This is a genomic window from Planococcus versutus (assembly GCF_001186155.3).
GTDB lineage: Bacteria > Bacillota > Bacilli > Bacillales_A > Planococcaceae > Planococcus > Planococcus versutus.
The window spans coordinates 1558792-1576181 of the sequence record NZ_CP016540.2; the positions used below are offsets into that span (position 1 = coordinate 1558792).

Consider the following 17390-nt stretch of genomic DNA (forward strand, 5'->3'; position numbering starts at 1 on the left):
TATGAACGATTATGATTGATTTTGGAAGCGATTTCAAGTATTATCTCTTTAACAGACGAATGACTTTAGTGAAAGGAAGGTGGAAATGTGCTAACAAACGAACGGCATCAATACATTTTACAGCTACTTGAAGAAAAACAAACCGTCAAAATTCAAGAACTGGTGGAATTCACTGGCGCATCAGAATCTACCATTCGAAGAGATTTAACTGACCTTGAACAAGTTGATAAATTAACACGTGTTTTCGGTGGTGCTACATTAACAGGAAAGAATTTACTGGAACCGAGCATTTCTGATAAATCCACACAGTTACTTAAAGAAAAAATAAGCATCGCTCGATTCGCTGGCTCTTTTGTTCAACAAGGCGATAGTGTGTATCTCGATGCGGGTACCACGACTTTTCAAGTGATTCCTTTTTTAAAAGATAAAAAAGTGGTCGTTGTTACCAATGGCTTGACGCTAGTTGATGCTTTAAATGAGCAAGGTATTACGACTTACTTGATCGGTGGATTAATGAAGTCACGAACTGGCGCTTTTGTGGGATCCCAAACCATTCAAGCTTTAAAAAATTATCGCTTTGATGTTTGTTTTTTGGGCGTTAATGGCTTTCATGCAGATTATGGTTACACAACACCTGACCCAGAAGAAGCAGCGGTCAAACAACTGGCGAGTTCACTAGCGCGAAAAACCTATGTGCTTGCTGATCACTCGAAACACAATAAAATTAGCTTTGCCAAAATAATGGATTTAGAACGCGCCACTTTAATTGTAGATGAAATCTCAGAAGAAGCCAATGCCATACTTGAAAAAAAGACACTTATAAAGGTTGTGAAACCATGATTTATACTTGTACTATTTCTCCTTCCATCGATTACACAGTGTATGTACCCGAATTTGAAAGTGGGAAACTAAACCGATCGGAAGAAGTTCATTATTATCCGGGTGGGAAAGGCATTAATGTTTCGCGTGTTTTAAAGCGTTTAGGCATCACAAGCCAAGCGCTCGGTTATGCTGGAGGCTTTACAGGACAGTATATAAAAGACTTCTTAAAAAATGAAGAAATCAAAACAGACTTTATTGAAACATCTACCATTACGCGCATCAACGTCAAAGTTAAATCTACACAAGAAACCGAGTTAAACGGTCCTGGACCTGAGTTATCAACTTCGCAACTTTTGGCGTTAACCGATAAAGTGCAAGCCATGAAAAAAGGTGACTGGTTTGTGTTATGTGGTAGCTTACCGGAATCTATTGCATTTGAATTTTTCTTAGAACTTGCGACTCAGTGTGAGAAAAAAGGTGTTCGATTTGTATTAGATACATCAGGTCCTGCATTAAAACAGCTATTAAAAGCTTCAGTCTTTTTGGTGAAACCCAATCAATATGAATTAGGTGAGTTGTTCGGAGTGGAGATCTCTAGTGTATCTGATGCTTTCTACTATGCTCGTCGCTTAGTAGAGGAAGGCACAGAGAACGTGATTGTATCTATGGGAGGCGACGGTGCGTTACTTGTCACAAAAGACTTCGCGTTGATCGCCAAAGCGCCGGCAGGAACCGTAGTGAATACAGTGGGTTCGGGTGATTCACTGGTTGCTGGATTTATCGGTTGTTATTCACTCACTGAAGATTCATATCAAGCGTTCCGGACAGGTGTTGCAAGTGGCAGTGCAACGGCTTTTCGATCAGACTTATGCCAAGTAGAAGATGTAGAAAAATTGCTGGGACAAGTTGAGATTTACCCATTCGAAGAAAAGGAAGTGACATGATGAAAATTACGCAATTGCTAACAGAAGCAACCATTGTCTTGAATCTTTCGGCTACGTCCAAGCTACAAGTACTAGAAGAGCTTGCAAATCAGTTGGACCGTGCAGGCAAATTAACAGACAAACGCGCATTTACAGAAGCCATCATGGAACGCGAAAGTCAAAGTACAACAGGAATTGGTGATGGCATTGCTATTCCTCATGCCAAATCTGTAGCTGTCAAGCTACCTGCCATTGCGTTTGGTCGTTCGCTCGACGGTGTGGATTTCGAATCACTTGACGGCCAACCAGCCAATTTGTTTTTTATGATCGCAGCAACTGAAGGTGCGAATGATGATCATTTAGAAGCTTTGTCACGTTTAGCGACGTTTTTAATGGATGATCAGTTTCGAACGCATATATTAGCAGCACATTCCAAACAGCAAGTGTTGCAAATTGTTGCGGACAAAGAAGCTTCTGTCGAAGAACCGGAAGCTACGGTTAAAAACACACCGACATCCACTGCACAAAAGAAAATTCTTGCAGTAACCGCTTGCCCAACAGGCATTGCGCATACTTACATGGCGGCTGAAAAACTAAAAGAACGAGCTAAAGAACTAGGCATTTCGTTAAAAGTAGAAACCAATGGCTCAAGTGGTGTGAAAAATCGCTTGACTGCAGAAGATATTGCTGGAGCGGATGCCATCATTGTCGCAGCAGACACAAAAGTAGAAATGAGTCGTTTTGACGGCAAGCCGGTCATTCAAACAGCCGTTGGTAAAGCGATTTATGAAACGGACAGTTTGTTAAACCGAGCAGTAACGAAAGACGCGCCGACTTATAGACACATACAGTCTAAAGACGAAGCGGATGCGAGTGAAACTAAAGGTGGATTTTACAAGCATTTAATGAACGGCGTATCCAATATGTTGCCGTTTGTTGTCGGTGGCGGTATTCTTATTGCCATTTCTTTTTTCTGGGGCATTAATGCTGGAAACCCGGATAGTCCAGAATACAATGAATTTGCAGCGATGTTAAATACCATTGGTGGTGGTAAAGCTTTCTTCTTAATGGTTCCTGTACTGGCTGGGTTTATCGCTATGAGTATTGCTGACCGTCCAGGATTTGCACCCGGTATGATTGGCGGATTGATTGCGATTACCGTCACTGGTGTGGAAGAAGCGAGCGGTGGATCTGGGTTTCTTGGCGGATTGATCGCGGGATTCTTGGCAGGTTATGTGACTGTACTAGTTAAGAAGGCTTTTTCTAGATTGCCTGATGCACTAGAAGGATTGAAACCAGTGCTGTTTTATCCGGTTTTTGCGATTGCTATTACCGGTATTATTATGATGCTTGTCAATCCGCAATTAACGAAGGTCTATACAGCTATTTCTACGTTCCTTGAAAGTTTAGGTGGCACAAACTTAATTCTTGTTGGCTTATTACTAGGTGGGATGATGGCTATTGATATGGGCGGGCCAATCAATAAAGCGGCCTATACATTTGGTATAGCCATGTTAGATGCACAAAACTTTAATTTCATGGCAACTGTTATGGCGGCTGGTATGGTCCCGCCATTAGGTCTTGCTATTGCGACGAGCCTATTTAAAAACAAATTCACAAAGCCAGAACGCGAAGCGGGCAAAACTGCATATGTGCTAGGCGCTTGCTTTATCACAGAAGGTGTCATTCCATTTGCAGCAGCTGACCCAGCGCGTGTGATTCCTGCAACTGTAGCAGGAGCCTCTGTTACGGGGGCACTCGTTATGTTGTTTGACATTGGACTGCGCGCACCGCACGGCGGAATCTTTGTCATCGGTCTTGTAGATGGTGGGGTTACAAGCACTATGCTCTACGTTTTAGCTATACTAGCAGGAGCATTTGTAACTGCGTTTGTAGCAGGAGCATTGAAAAAAAGAATCGTTGCTTAATAAAAACCGCTCTAGGACATACCTGGAGCGGTTTTTATGTTTTCAATGTGAATAGCATCCAAAACGACGCAAGTGACTGTAAAATTAAAAATTCATAAGCGTTATCCGTGTAGAACCAACTAACAAAACAACTGGATTACTTTGGAAAGCAGGTTTTTTTATGTAGATAAAAAAAGTAAGGGGTTTTAAGTAATACATGTAACTTTCTACATAAGGTTTATCAACTCATAATTCACGTACAGTTTTTACAAACTAAAAAAGACCTAGGAAGGTTTTAGTTTCTCGACAATTTCTCCACATGTATTCGTTATACTCAGAAAAAATAATATCGCTAAAGCAAGGGGGAAAGAAGATGGAAGTGCAAGTCATTTGTGAAGAATGTCAAGCTATCGGGAAATTTCGATCTTCTGGACTAAATGGAGAAGTTGGAATTCACTCGATTTCATCCGGTTTCCAAGTAGGTGTAAGCTGGAAAAGCGAAGTAATCGAACATATACAAGATGATTTAATACAAAAGCTAGGAAAAGTCACTACCGATCTCGAAAGAAAAGAATTGCTTGAAGAAGAACTAGCGGCTAATGCATACGCCGAAACTATCGATTTTGAATTGAGCTTTACTTGCAGAGGGTGCGGAAATCGCATTACGTTAAATGACTTTCATTTGATTGATTTGTTGGGCTTTTAATAGGCATTATTTTTTAGTTATGCTAAACTAGTCGAATCAGTAGCATGACTAAAGAGGTGAAAAAATGACCACGATTTGTCTAGTCCGACATGGAGAAACCAATTGGAATGCACAAGGAAAGATTCAAGGGAAAACAGATATTCCATTAAATGCAGAAGGTATCAAACAAGCTAAGCGCTGTGGTCAGTATTTAACGAATGCTAAGTGGGATGTTATTATTACGAGTCCTTTGAAACGTGCTCGCAAAACGGCCGATATCATCAATGAAACTTTACGCGTACCACTTGTTGAAATGAGCGAGTTTGAAGAAAAACATTTTGGAGATGCAGAAGGCATGACATACGAAGAACGAGCGCAAACTTTTCCTGAGCGTTATTATCCAAACCAAGAAAATGATACTTTATTTGTAAAACGTCTAGCTAAAGGACTTGAAACAATTCAACGACATTATCCGAATAAACGCATACTTGTTGTGTCTCATGGTGGTGTGATCAATGCGTTATTAAGAGCTTTATCAAATGGTGAGATTGGTTCAGGAAAAACAAGACTGTTGAATACGTGCATGAGTCACCTTACGTTTGATCAAGGAAAATGGGTTATTCAAAATTACAACCAAGTGAACCATCTTGAAAAAGTGATAAGTGGATCTCCTTGTCGATAGAAAAAGCAACTAGACTTGTTCAGTCTAGTTGCTTTTATTTGTCTTTCGGTGCGGGTTTGTCTTTGTCCAAACGGTACAAGTAAATAGCCAATGCGGCCATGAATAACGCAGAATTAAACCAAAAAACAAGATCTCCAAGAACGCCATCAAATAGCAATGCATTAACGGCAGTAATAAGCTGCATGGCTACAATAAGTAACACAAGAATTGTCGCTGTTTTTATTCTAATCACTCCGTTCCTTTATCTATTATAAAGGGCATATTCATTAATACAAGGCATAAAAAAGCAATAGAACGTGAATATTCATAAAATAAATGAGATACTAATTAGAAGACAGCTAATTTCGAGGAGGCTTTTCTGTGATCAAGTGGAAAGAAGAAATGACGATTGAAGCTAATATCGAACAAGTTTGGAGTTTGTTTAAAGATGAACAAATAAAAAAACTCATGCCGAAAATTGAAGAGCACATTTTGTTGGAAAACAAAAATGACTCTGTTGGTGCAAAACACGCACAAAGCTACCACGAAGGAAACCAGTTGCAAACGTATATCGTAGAAACAGTTGGTTATGAAGATTCACCAACTAAAAAACGCAAGCAAACGCAATTTGAAATGGGTCAAAGTTTTGATGTGTTTTATTCGTTTACATTGTTAAAAGAAGAAGAATATCGCACGAAATTTATATACGAAGGCTCAAACAAAGGCAAAGGACTGATGGGGAAAGCTATGTTGTTGTCAGGTAGTAAAAAAACGCGTCACCAAACTATAATAACATTTATGGAACGTGTAAAAGACGAAGCATTAAAACTACAGGAGGACTGACGATGATTGAGTGGAATGAACAATGTGTTATTAAAGCCCCGATAGATCGCGTATGGGTGCTGTTTTCAGACCAACATTTACCAACAATTATGCCGCAATTAGAAAAGCACGAGCTGGTCGAGGGATCTCCTAACAAAATCGGGGCAAAATACGCACAACAAAATCGGATTAAAGGGCGTTTAGTAAGCTATATCATGGAACTTACTGTTTTTAGCGATCTACCTGAACACAAACAGAAAGATTTGTATTTTGTTCCTGCTGGACTGTTTTACATAACACTCAGTTTTGATTTAAAAAAACTAGATGATCACCAAACTCTATTCATTTATCGTGGTTCAAACCGGGGTGCTAATGTTGTCGGGCGAACTTTGCTAAAGTTGGATTCACAAAATAGCAGCAAGCAAGAAGTATTAGCATTTATGCAACGAGTGAAAAAAATTGCAGAGTCATAAGATTTTGCAACAGAGGCTTTACTGTGGGTGAGTGAAAAGTGAGAGCGAATAGATTGCTGATTATGTGCACAGTGGCTAGATAAAGCGCATCGAAGAGTTTATCATTTGCCGATGCCGACTAAAGAGCGGATAAAAGAACAATCAGTAAACAGCTGAAAGAGAATAGCCAACTGTTATCGTGTTTTGGGTTATACATGTAACAAACTACTTAAGGAAATTTAATGATAAATAAAAACCGTTAACAACAAAAAAAATACGTAATACACAGGTTGTATAGCGACTATTTATAAACATCTGTATCATACAATACAAGGCGCCACAATGATTCGAAATCAGCAAAAGGGGATGGGTATAATTAATGTTTATAAAAAAGAACAAATTGTGTGTATAGAAGGAACGCTAGAAAGAACGGACAGCAAAGTAAAAGAATTCGTCACTTAAGTCCGAGAGCTACAACTTTAGGAGTTGTGAGAAAAGATCAATTGATTTTATTAGAACAACAATTTGTGAGACATTCAGCAGGAAATGGTCCTTTTTACCGACCGATTGGCGGAAGCATTGAACTGGGAGAGACGTCTGGTAATGCTTTGAAACGAGAATTACAAGAAGAAAGTAGCGCTGATATTGATATCGCGCGTTACTAAGGCGTATTAGAGAATATTTACACCATGAACCAACAAACTTATCATGAAATTTCACTGGTTCATGAAGTAGCCCTTTAGAGACCAAGGTTTGTACGCAGAAGAAAAAATCGACGTGATAGAACAAGGGAAAAAGACCCAAGCAAAATGGGTATCTATAGAAGAGCTTCTGCTTGAAAAAACCGTTCTTTATCCATTAGGGCTACTTGATCTACTATTGAATTCGCGACAAGCTATAGAATCCAATCCAAAGTATAATCAACAATAGACAATCAACAAGAACATCCAACGTTGTTGTATACTAAAAACAATCTTCTCGCTTGATCAAGTAGCGACGAAAGGAGACTTTCTTTGACAAACTATCTCATTATGATTTTGGAATTACTTTTAATCGCAGTATTTATTTTTTACGTAAGTGGTCGATTGATGGGATCAAAAGTTAATTTTACGAAGAGACTTCTCTCCGTATTGCTAGGAGTTAGTTTAACCACTTTTGTTTATTGGTATTCGTATTTACGCCATACTGATTTTCTAAGCGAAGGCATGGGCTTTGCAGTTGCTGATGCGAGTGCCATCATTTGGATTGGCAGCATGTTGCTCATTTCGATGTTGTTTTATTTGTTTTTCGAGTTATTTGATCCAATTGAACTAGGAGACCGAGGCGAACGCATCACAGGGCAAAAGTTTATCGTTCAACGTATGAAACATCGCTGGATGCGTCAAAAACGATTAAGCAAAGTAGTAGAAATTGCTGTACGAAATGGCTTTTCACGTACCATACGCTATGCACGTCATAGAGAAAGTAATCGAGATTTTGCCATTGCGTTCCGTGACACATTAGAACAAAGTGGTGGGATTTTCATTAAGTTTGGTCAAGTTCTATCTACACGTACAGAGTTGTTTTCACCAGTATTCATCGAAGAACTGGAAACTCTGCAACAAGACGTTAAACCCTTAACTACTGATCAAGTGACGATGATTTTGAAAAAATCTTTGTCCGCAGGAGTAGAAGACGTCTTTTCTGAATTTACCATGGAACCGCTTGCTGCCGGATCTATTGGCCAAGTGCACCGTGCCGTATTGAAAAAAACGCAAGAAGATGTGGTTGTAAAGCTTTTACGCCCTGAAGTTAAAGGTGTTATGTTGAATGATTTGGATATTCTCGTTGAATTTGCGGAATGGGTAACTAGTAAATCTGCGTGGGCAGAGAACATTGGGTTCCGTGAACTTGCTGTCGGTTTTGCAAACGGATTGCGCGAAGAAATCAATTTTGAAATTGAAATGCGCAATACCATTCAAGTCGCAAACGCCTTGAAAAAAAGCGATTATTCGGTAAAAATTCCGCATATCTACCAGGAATACAGCACCGATAATTTGATTGTGATGCAGTTTTTCAAAGGCAAAAGCATTTCGCGCGGACAAGCAGTATTTGATCAATTTAATATTAGTCAAAAAGAATTTGGCCGCACAGTTTTGTTCTCTTTTTTCGAACAAATGTTATTTTCAGGTATTTTTCATGCCGATCCACATCCAGGTAACATCTTTATAGACGAACAAGATGGCAAACCGATTCTTTTAGACTTTGGCGCGGTTGGTAGACTCGCTGCCGTCCAGCAAGACGGTTTAAACTTGTTTATCATTGGTGTGCAACAAAATGATGCAGAAATCGTTTGTGACGCGATTAACTCGCTTGTGGAAGACAATACGCACATTGATCGCCAAAAACTCGAACAAGCCGTGGGACAATTGCTGTTGAAGATTGTGTACGTAGATAAAATACAAACCGAAGAACTGATTCTTGCCATGTTTGATATTGTTCGTGAATTTGGCTTAGCGTTTTATCCTTCTGTGGGTATGGCGCTACGCTCATTAATTAGTTTAGATAGTACATTGCATACCATTGATTCAAAATTTGATATGTTCACAGAAGCGAAAGTTTTTGCAAAAAAATACAAAACATCCGTTTTGAAAAAACCATTCAAAGAACCACGTGAGACTAAACAAAAAATCGAAGAAGAGCTTGCTTTGCTAATTCCAGAACTGATGAAGTTGCCAAAACGTGCAGATCAACTGATTCAACGCATTGAAGGCGGCAAGATGATTTTGCACCATGACGTGTTTTCCGATAAACACAACGCCAATTTTATCTTGCAGTTATTTTCGCGGTTCGTGTTATTGTTCTCGGGAATCACGTTTGGCATTATTTCGGCCGCTCTACTGGCCATTGCGCAGTTTATCAATACGGCTTATGCTGTTTACTTAAACACAGCAGCGTATACTGGACTGTTCTTATGCGTTATTTTGCTTGTCCGACTATCAATTCAAGCAATACGTGATATGAAACGCAGTACGACATAAAACAAGAGGAGAATGCTAAAAAGACAACCAATTAAAGCACTAATTGGTTGTCTTTTTTCTGTTTGTTCAATTGATCGTTAAGAAATTTTCAGTCCCTAGTCGTTTAGCTACCAGCACACTGGACATTCATTTGAAGGAAGTAGTGTGTTTTTTTACCAAGAGAATTTTATGACAGGCATAGTAATTCTGCTAGACAAGTATAATACTAAAATTTCTTTATTTGAAATTTTAAAAAACACGCTTAGTATATATGTAAAAGATAAGAGGCAAGTTAGCCCAAAAAAAGGGTTATTATCAAAATTTCTTTTTAGTTTACATAATATAAATTATCGGAAGTAATGTTTCATTAAATAAGTATACTTAAGACAGTGAGATAAAACGTTTTTTACATTGAAAACAATGATTTTTTACTTAGTGCTTATCAGATAATTTTTAATCAATTTTTCCACATGAGTTGTTTATTTTACTAAAGAATTTTACATTCTATCAAAATCCTTCAGCAAAATTTAAGTTTTCAAATTAACGCTACTGTAAATTTGGCAATTTTACCTACACAAACGCAATTTATTATACCATCAGCAAATTCCAGCAATGTTCATCTAATTTTATAAATCCTGCGCTGTAAGCTTCATGTTGTACTAATACTTCCTTAAAAAAATTCCATGTTCTCTTTTTGCTTTGCTAATCATCTCAACAAGTTTATTTCTTATCTCAATAGAAATTGAAAATAACACTTGTGTGAATTTTAGAAACCACTCATCTTTTTTCAATAAGACATATATCGATCTTTTCCGATTTCTAGCTTTCTTTCTGCAGGTTCTTTAATTTACTAAGTTATTTTCCTGAATCGAATTGTCAGAATAATGCATTTTAAAACAATGAATTATGAGTAGTTTTAAATCCTGAGAATTTTTTTATTAATTCTTGTTTACTTTTCTGTTTAAGGCTAAATATTACCGGATTAATACAGTTTTTATTATTAATTCTTGCTAAACTTAAAGAAAAATAGAAATGAGTGTTTCTATTGTCCATACTCACAGATCTTTGCTCCCCGCCGTTTTTATCTCACAGCATTGAATCGTTTTTGATACCAGTCGGCGAGTCACACCAAACTCCGCTCCACCAGCACCCAGCAACTATAGAATTGGTGCTAATGTTAGAAGGTGCCGTCCAGTGCGACATCAACGATGAAAGGCATACAGCCTCTAGTGCTACAGTATTGGTCATTCCATCCGAATCTTGGCATGAGCAAGTGTATGCTGCGTCTCAACAACAATGCGGCTACCAGTTGACTGTTTGCTTGAATTCGGACCTGCTCCCTTCTTTTATAGCAAAGTGGCCACCCGTTATACCGATTCGTGACATAAAAAGACTTAAAAGCTTGTTTGTTCACTTACAACACGAGAAAGAGTGGCCACAGACAGATTCACATCAAATTAAACAGCAACTACTCGGGCTCTTGTTTACGTTCATCAACCGCTCCACAATTACACAAAACACAAGAAATGAGCTCTCTCTTGAAGATCTCATTGGAAAAATTAAAAATCATATAGAAGAAAACCATTCCAAATCGTTATCACTTGAACAGTTGGCCAATCAGTTTCAACTAACTAAATACGAATTGGCACGGCTTTTCAAGCAGGTAACCGGAATAAGTCCGCTCCAGTACATCATCTGGTGTCGCATCATGACCGCTAAACGATTGCTGCAGACAACCCAGCTTTCTATTGCGCTTGTTGCAAAAAAAGTTGGTTATAAAAGCGCAACACAGTTTCAAGCAGCGTTTAAAAAAACAACCGGTGTCACACCACGTTCTTATCGTATTCACTCTATATCGAGTAGTAACATTAAAAAAAGTTGAGTATTCGCAAACAAGCTGGATGATTCCGTAAACAAACACACAATCTCTGCAAACAAAGCTATTGTTTTAGCTGATCTATATTAAGAATGAACGTGTCCATTGTAGACTGCGACTTTTTCAAACAGTCGCTCTATTTTTAGCGTTTGAAACCAGCTATACCGATTAACTCATTAGAGACTTGATCTTCGCAACGTTGTTAGTTGAAAAACAGCCGGCCGAACGGTAGTGTGTGAGAGAAAGTAACTGTTACATTCGTCTGTAATGTGGTTAGTAATCTTACAAAACTATTCAAAAATGAGGGCTGACGATGGAATACAAGCAACAAGAAACAAAATATGAGTACGCAGCTGATAACCCAAACATTAACGTGTTTCCCATCATGCTGTCGTTAATTATCGGGGCTTTTTTTGCCATATTAAACGAAACTTTACTAAACATCGCGCTCGTGACATTGACTGAAGAATTTTCAATTACTTTGCCAACAGTCCAATGGATGGTTACTGGCTTTTTACTGGTAATGGCTGTGATCATTCCGGTATCTGCCTTATTGCTGCAATGGTTTACCACGCGTCAATTGTTTTTAGCCACGATGTCCATTTTTACCATGGGGACCATTGTCAGTGCCAGTGCACCGACGTTTTCCATTCTACTTGTCGGGCGATTAATTCAAGCGGTGGGCACAGGGTTATTAATCCCCGTTGTCTTTAACGTGGTGTTACTCATTTACCCTCCGCACAAACGTGGCAAGGTAATGGGAATCGTTGGTCTTGTTATTATGTTTGCACCTTCTATCGGACCTACATTGTCAGGTGTAATTGTCGAATACTTTGGATGGCGTTACCTTTTTATTGTGGTCATTCCATTTGCGTTGTTTTCCATCGCGTTTGCTTATAAGTATTTAGTAAACGTCTCAGAAGTAACAAAACCCAAAATTGACGTGTTGTCGCTAGTGTTTTCAACTATTGGGTTTGGGTCACTGGTTTACGGCTTTAGTTCTGTCGGATCAAGCGATAACGGATTTTTAAGTATGCCTGTTTTACTAACGATCAGTACGGGCTTGTTAGGAATTGCATTGTTTACTCTCCGGCAATTTAAACTAAAAGACCCTGTCATGGACTTACGTGTGTTTAAATACCCCATGTTTACACACGGCGTGTTGTTATTTTTAATCATTATTATGGTCATGTTTGCTTCTGAAATCATTTTGCCGATTTACATGCAAGGCCCGTTAGCATTAACGGCCGCTACGGCGGGACTTATTTTATTGCCAGGAGCTTTATTGAACGGATTAATGTCGCCAATAATGGGTGCGGTTTTCGATAAATACGGACCCAAAGTATTAATGATTCCCGCGACACTTGTATTAAGTGCAACGATGTTTGTGTTGAGCCGTTTGACAATTGACACCTCTCTATGGATTATTGTGGTTAGCTATATCGTATTAATGTTGGCCATTTCAGCTATTATGATGCCTGCTGAAACAAACGGATTAAACCAATTGCCAAAACGACTTTATCCGCATGGCACAGCCGTCATGACGACGTTGCAACCGGTAGCAGGTGCCATTGGTGTATCGTTGTTCTTGAGCATACTCAATGCGAGACAACTAAAGATTTTGCAACAATCTGCGACTCCCACAGATGCAGCCACCATCAATGCCGCCATGGTTGCAGGAGTTGAACTCGTGTACTTTATCGCTTTTGTGCTATCCATTGGCGCGGTGTTTTTGTCCTTTATGGCGTACCGTGCGGTTCCCAAAGAATTAGATGAGCCCCCAATAAAAGAAAAGGAATGCTAGCAATCATCTTGTTCTACTGGTTTTATGTCTTTAGTAGATCCGGATAATCTTAAGTTGAAGTAGTAAACGTAAAAGTTTCGTTTGCATGCGCCAACAACCCATAAGTTAAACAAAAAACAAGAGCGGGAAAAATTCTCCGCTCTTGTTTTTATATTAAAACACGTTACGATACCGAATCTGAATGGTTCTTTTGTTTATCCTTAGCCACAAGTTGGCGATGCCCGGTTAAGCCGAAAAATGCGAACATGCCAATGACTGACGTACCAAATAAAATCGTGCCCATCGGTATGGCTGAAATTTCATTAATGCCAACTAGTGGTGAAACGGCTGAACCAATCACCAGTGGCAACATCCCCACTACCGCACTAGCGCTTCCAGCTCGGTGTCCTTGTCCTTTCATCGCAAGTGTAAACGAACTCGTAAAAATCATGCCAATCGCAATCATGTAAATAAAAATTGAAATCACAAGTGATGCGAGCGGTCCTTCAATAATCGTCATGAGCAATAACACAAATGTGGCACTCACTGCAACGACTACCGCTCCTTGTAACAATCGGTGCTCTGACACAATGTCACCAAACTTGCCAATGATAACACTACCGAGAATCATCGCGATGCCATTAATGCCAAACAACACACTAAAGGTTTGCGGAGAAACACCATAAATGTCTTGATACACAAAAGGCGTTCCAGCAACATATGCAAAACTGCCACCATGAATGAGCCCAACGACTAAGGCATAGCCAATAAACGGACGTTCTTTAAACAAACTGCCCATCGTGCGAATCGAATGACCAATGGAACTGGGTACGCGTTGTTCAGGTGATAAGGTTTCCGGTAGACGTAGTGTAACAACTACTACCATGACAACACCCAGCAAACCAAGAAAATAAAAAATTGTTTCCCAACCGGCAAATGGCAAAGTCAAAATCGCGCCACCTGCAATAGGAGCAGCCATAGGAGCAACTGCATTAATGACCATTAACAATGCAAAAAATTTAGTCATTTCACGGCCTGTGAACACATCACTGACTACCGCTTTTGATAAAACCACTCCACCAGATGCGGTAAACCCTTGTACAAAACGAGCGGCAATCAGCAACTCAATGTTCGGTGCCAAAGCACACAATATAGACGCCAACGCAAATAAAATCACTGAGACAATGAGCGGTTTGCGTCTGCCTATAGCGTCACTAAAAGGACCCACAACAATTTGCCCAGCAGCGAGTCCTATTAAACACGCAGTCAAACTAAGCTGAACAAATGACACATGCGCATCGAGCTCGTTGGCGATGGCTGGAAACGCCGGCAAATACATATCGATATTCAACGGGGCTAGTATGCCAAGCATGCTCAAGATCAATGCCAGACCAATTCGCTTTCTTCCTTTTGGGTTTTGCAACATATCTTGAAAGCACCTTTCAGTTCTATATAAATTCTTTATTAACTATACAATATTCTGGTGAAAGGTGTAGGACTTTTCTAAAGTTATCCAAAAGCTTCTCTCTTTTCAATTGCAACACCTACCAAGTTTAAACATGCCAACAACTATTTTTACCAGTGGTTTTTTACTGTTTTTTTGTTGATTGCTGTGTTTGATTTAATAAATTGTTCCTTAAGTAGATTACTACATTTATAATATAATACACTCTATTCTTCTTTTTAAACTTGTTGCATAGCCCATGCATTGCCTTGAATGAAAAAACCGTGTGTGGTCTTTTTAGAACTGCTCTATAAGCTTTCTTTCTTTAAAATATAACGTTTCAATGGTATATTGGCTCACTGTTATTCCCATTATGTTTTTAGTCGTTTTACTTATGAACGTAGTTATTGGTTATTACTTCCTAAAAGTTCGTGATAAAAGTTATTGGGTTGCTTCTACTGTCATGAGTTTTGTGGGCACCATCATCTTTGTCTCTATTTTATAGCAAGTCTACAAAAAAAACGTCCAGCAACTGCCGGACGTTTTTTAAATCAGTTTATTTTTTTGAACCGTTCCAATACATTTCGCGCAGCCTGAATTTTTGCAGCTTGCCAGTAGCGGTCTTTGGTAGATCTTCTACAAACTCAATTGATTTTGGCGCTTTGAAATGTGCCATATTGTTACGTGTGTAAGTAATGATGTCTTGTTCTGTAACTTCCGCACCTTCACGCAAGACAATAATGGCTTTTGGTACTTCTCCCCATTTCTCATCTGGTACTGCGATCACTGCGACTTCCATCACAGCAGGATGTTTGTAAAGGACGCCTTCTATTTCAGTAGAAGAAATGTTTTCGCCGCCGGAAATGATTATGTCTTTGATTCGATCTTGGATTTCAATATAACCATCTGGGTATGTTACAGCCAAATCCCCTGTATAAAACCAGCCATCTTTAATCGCTTCTGCTGTTTTCTCTGGATCTTTATAATAGCCACTCATAACCACATTCCCTCGCGTAATAATTTCACCTAATTCCTTGCCATTCCATTCGACTTCTTTGTTGGTTTCTTGATTGACAACTTTGGTTTCTCCATTAAATGCTAATTCAATGCCTTGTCGTGCTTTAATGGTCGCTTGTTCTTCTAGGGTTTTGTCGTTAAACTCTTTTTTCCATTCATTATACAAAATAAATGGGGACGTTTCAGTTAATCCGTATGCATGCATCATATTCAAGCCAAGCAATTCTTGTGCTTTACCAATCAACGCTGCAGCAGGAGGTGAACCCGCTGTTGCCATCCGCGGATGGGTGGTCATCTTAATGGTTTTTGCTTTCGGTTCATTGACAAGCATGTTGACGACAGTCGGTGCACCGCATAACACAGAAATTTGGTGCGTTTCAAATAAATCCAAAATCAGCTGCGGATCGACTTTTCGCAAGCAGACATGCGTGCCACCAGCTGCAGTTATGGCCCATACACCGCCCCACCCGTTCGCATGGAACATTGGCAAAGTATGCAAATAAACATCATCGTGTTCTACTTTTAAATGATACAAAAAGTTCGCGGCATTCAAGTAATTACTGCGATGCGTCAGCATGACACCTTTAGGATTAGACGTGGTTCCGCTAGTGTAGTTTAAAGTCAGCATTTGGTTTTCATCAATGCGCACTTCCGGTAATACAAACTCACTCTCTGTTTGAATGAATGCTTCGTAACTAACACCGTTAATTTTTGAATCATGACCATCAACGTGAACGACAATAAACTTATCAATCGGCAGTTTGTCTTGAATGTCTTCAATTAATTTACCGAACTCTGCATCCACAATTAAGGTTTTTGCATCACTATGATTGAGGATGTATTCCAAATCCTTGTCAGTTAAACGGTAATTAAGAGGCACCATGACTGCGCCAATCTGACAAATACCATAAAAGCATTCCAACATGTAATGCGTGTTTGGAAGCATGACTGCAACATGGTCGCCTTGTAGGACTCCTGCTTTATGCAACGCATATGCCAGTTGATCAGTTCGTTTGCCAAATTCTTTGTATGTAAAGGTTTTTTCTTCATCAATAACCGCAATTTTATCTGGGTAATACTTAACAGCTCTTCGTTTCCAATCAAGTGGCGTTAACGGTGCAATCATTTTTGGTAGTCCCCTTTCAATCTCGTCGTTGGTTAATAAAGAAAAGCGAAGACAGCTCTTCGCTTTGTATTTGCTCCATTTCCTTTTCTGACTGTGCTCACTCTATTTCTTGTAATTGGAATGGATAGAGGCGAAGTCACCACGCGTTAACTATTTCCTAACTCTTCGAAAAACTTAAAAGCATAAAGAGCGCTTTGCTTTAAATAAAGCTAACTAAACTGCTGTATCGCAAGTATAAAGAGTGTTTGGAACTGTGTCAATATAGTTTCCAGAATAGACAAATAACTCAAAAACCGTAGAAAAGTGCCGCCGGATTTTTAATACAGCGGCACTTTTCGGTATACCCAAACACTATCAGTTTTCCGTCGCAATAAACGCACGAAAATGCATTCTTATAAACTAGCAAATTTTTGTTAAACACTGTTTCGTGTTGTACTGTCTTATAAGTTTAACAGCAATCTACAGGTACTTCTTTAGCACGCAAATTTTTAAGGTGTGGATCGGATTCAGCGATACAGCTTAAAATATCCGTTACTAATACAGCGTGAACCGACTCTTTATTCATGGAGTAAAATCGCCACTGTCCTCTTCTTTTTTCCTTTACAAGCCCCGCTTGCTTTAGCTTACGTAAATGCTGACTAATGGCTGGTTGGCTCATATCAAACATCTCAACAAATTGGCAAACACATAACTCATTAGTCTCCACCAACTTCATCATCATTAAGCGAGTGGGATCACTGACGGCTTTTAAACAAGTCGTCACGTCAGCTGCAGATTGTTTCAATACGGTCCCCATTAAACATCCACTCCTTTACCATAAGTGTAAAACAGGTTTATTAGATTAGTCAAAACGCATACAGTGCCACTAAGCCA

The 17390-nt window shown here is 39.2% G+C and carries 17 protein-coding genes; 13 read left to right on the top strand and 4 right to left on the bottom strand.

Annotated features, from left to right (window positions below; genetic code table 11):
• Positions 1-87 precede the first annotated feature (87 nt).
• From I858_RS07930 to I858_RS07950, 5 genes are all read left to right on the top strand, one after another.
• Entirely contained in the window at positions 88-840 is a 753-nt protein-coding gene (locus I858_RS07930) for a DeoR/GlpR family DNA-binding transcription regulator (RefSeq protein ID WP_065524861.1), read from the top strand.
• A complete protein-coding gene (gene pfkB, locus I858_RS07935) occupies positions 837-1766 on the top strand; it encodes a 1-phosphofructokinase (RefSeq protein WP_065524860.1) in 930 nt (309 codons plus the stop codon). The genes I858_RS07930 and pfkB overlap by 4 nt, the downstream gene beginning before the upstream one ends.
• Positions 1766-3673 (top strand): PTS fructose transporter subunit IIABC, encoded by a 1908-nt coding sequence (locus tag I858_RS07940; RefSeq protein WP_065524859.1) that lies wholly within the window; start codon positions 1766-1768, stop codon positions 3671-3673. Before pfkB ends, I858_RS07940 begins: the two co-directional genes overlap by 1 nt.
• A gap of 352 nt (positions 3674-4025) precedes the next feature.
• Positions 4026-4358 carry a hypothetical protein gene (locus I858_RS07945; protein ID WP_065524858.1) on the top strand — a complete coding sequence of 111 codons (333 nt, stop codon included), beginning with the start codon at positions 4026-4028 and terminating at the stop codon, positions 4356-4358.
• 64 nt (positions 4359-4422) lie between these two features.
• Positions 4423-5019 (top strand): histidine phosphatase family protein, encoded by a 597-nt coding sequence (locus I858_RS07950; protein ID WP_065524857.1) that lies wholly within the window; start codon positions 4423-4425, stop codon positions 5017-5019.
• A 34-nt stretch (positions 5020-5053) separates the two neighbouring features.
• Here the strand turns inward: I858_RS07950 and I858_RS07955 are convergent, their stop codons facing one another.
• Positions 5054-5251: a hypothetical protein gene (locus I858_RS07955; protein ID WP_239457237.1), complete on the bottom strand. Its 198-nt coding sequence runs from the start codon at positions 5249-5251 to the stop codon at positions 5054-5056.
• A gap of 128 nt (positions 5252-5379) precedes the next feature.
• Here I858_RS07955 and I858_RS07960 point away from each other — a divergent pair, with 128 nt between their 5' ends.
• The 7 genes from I858_RS07960 to I858_RS07985 all read left to right on the top strand — a co-directional run bounded on the left by I858_RS07960 (position 5380) and on the right by I858_RS07985 (position 12951).
• On the top strand, positions 5380-5841 hold the full coding sequence (locus I858_RS07960; RefSeq protein WP_065524856.1) for an SRPBCC family protein: 462 nt from the start codon (positions 5380-5382) through the stop codon (positions 5839-5841).
• Between the two features lie 2 nt (positions 5842-5843).
• Positions 5844-6293: an SRPBCC family protein gene (locus tag I858_RS07965; RefSeq protein ID WP_065524855.1), complete on the top strand. Its 450-nt coding sequence runs from the start codon at positions 5844-5846 to the stop codon at positions 6291-6293.
• Between the two features lie 467 nt (positions 6294-6760).
• Positions 6761-6937: an NUDIX hydrolase gene (locus tag I858_RS16965; protein ID WP_157886493.1), complete on the top strand. Its 177-nt coding sequence runs from the start codon at positions 6761-6763 to the stop codon at positions 6935-6937.
• 88 nt (positions 6938-7025) lie between these two features.
• Entirely contained in the window at positions 7026-7202 is a 177-nt protein-coding gene (locus I858_RS16970) for a hypothetical protein (RefSeq protein WP_157886494.1), read from the top strand.
• A gap of 101 nt (positions 7203-7303) precedes the next feature.
• Positions 7304-9292, top strand: a complete 1989-nt coding sequence (locus tag I858_RS07970; protein ID WP_065524942.1) for an ABC1 kinase family protein — start codon at positions 7304-7306, stop codon at positions 9290-9292.
• 1084 nt (positions 9293-10376) lie between these two features.
• A complete protein-coding gene (locus I858_RS07980; protein ID WP_239457239.1) occupies positions 10377-11153 on the top strand; it encodes a helix-turn-helix transcriptional regulator in 777 nt (258 codons plus the stop codon).
• Between the two features lie 307 nt (positions 11154-11460).
• Positions 11461-12951 (top strand): MDR family MFS transporter, encoded by a 1491-nt coding sequence (locus tag I858_RS07985; protein WP_065524854.1) that lies wholly within the window; start codon positions 11461-11463, stop codon positions 12949-12951.
• A gap of 163 nt (positions 12952-13114) precedes the next feature.
• Here I858_RS07985 and I858_RS07990 read toward each other — a convergent pair whose 3' ends face one another.
• The gene (locus I858_RS07990; RefSeq protein WP_065524853.1) at positions 13115-14356 is read right to left on the bottom strand and encodes a Bcr/CflA family efflux MFS transporter; all 1242 of its coding nucleotides are present in this window, start codon (positions 14354-14356) and stop codon (positions 13115-13117) included.
• Positions 14357-14717: 361 nt separating this feature from the next.
• Between I858_RS07990 and I858_RS17215 the strand changes: the two genes are divergently transcribed.
• Positions 14718-14879 (top strand): hypothetical protein, encoded by a 162-nt coding sequence (locus tag I858_RS17215; protein WP_204249452.1) that lies wholly within the window; start codon positions 14718-14720, stop codon positions 14877-14879.
• 51 nt (positions 14880-14930) lie between these two features.
• Here the strand turns inward: I858_RS17215 and I858_RS07995 are convergent, their stop codons facing one another.
• Together I858_RS07995 and I858_RS08000 are read right to left on the bottom strand one after the other, a co-directional pair.
• Positions 14931-16517, bottom strand: a complete 1587-nt coding sequence (locus tag I858_RS07995; protein ID WP_065524852.1) for a long-chain-fatty-acid--CoA ligase — start codon at positions 16515-16517, stop codon at positions 14931-14933.
• A gap of 448 nt (positions 16518-16965) precedes the next feature.
• A complete protein-coding gene (locus I858_RS08000) occupies positions 16966-17313 on the bottom strand; it encodes an ArsR/SmtB family transcription factor (RefSeq protein WP_065524851.1) in 348 nt (115 codons plus the stop codon).
• Positions 17314-17390: the final 77 nt, after the last annotated feature.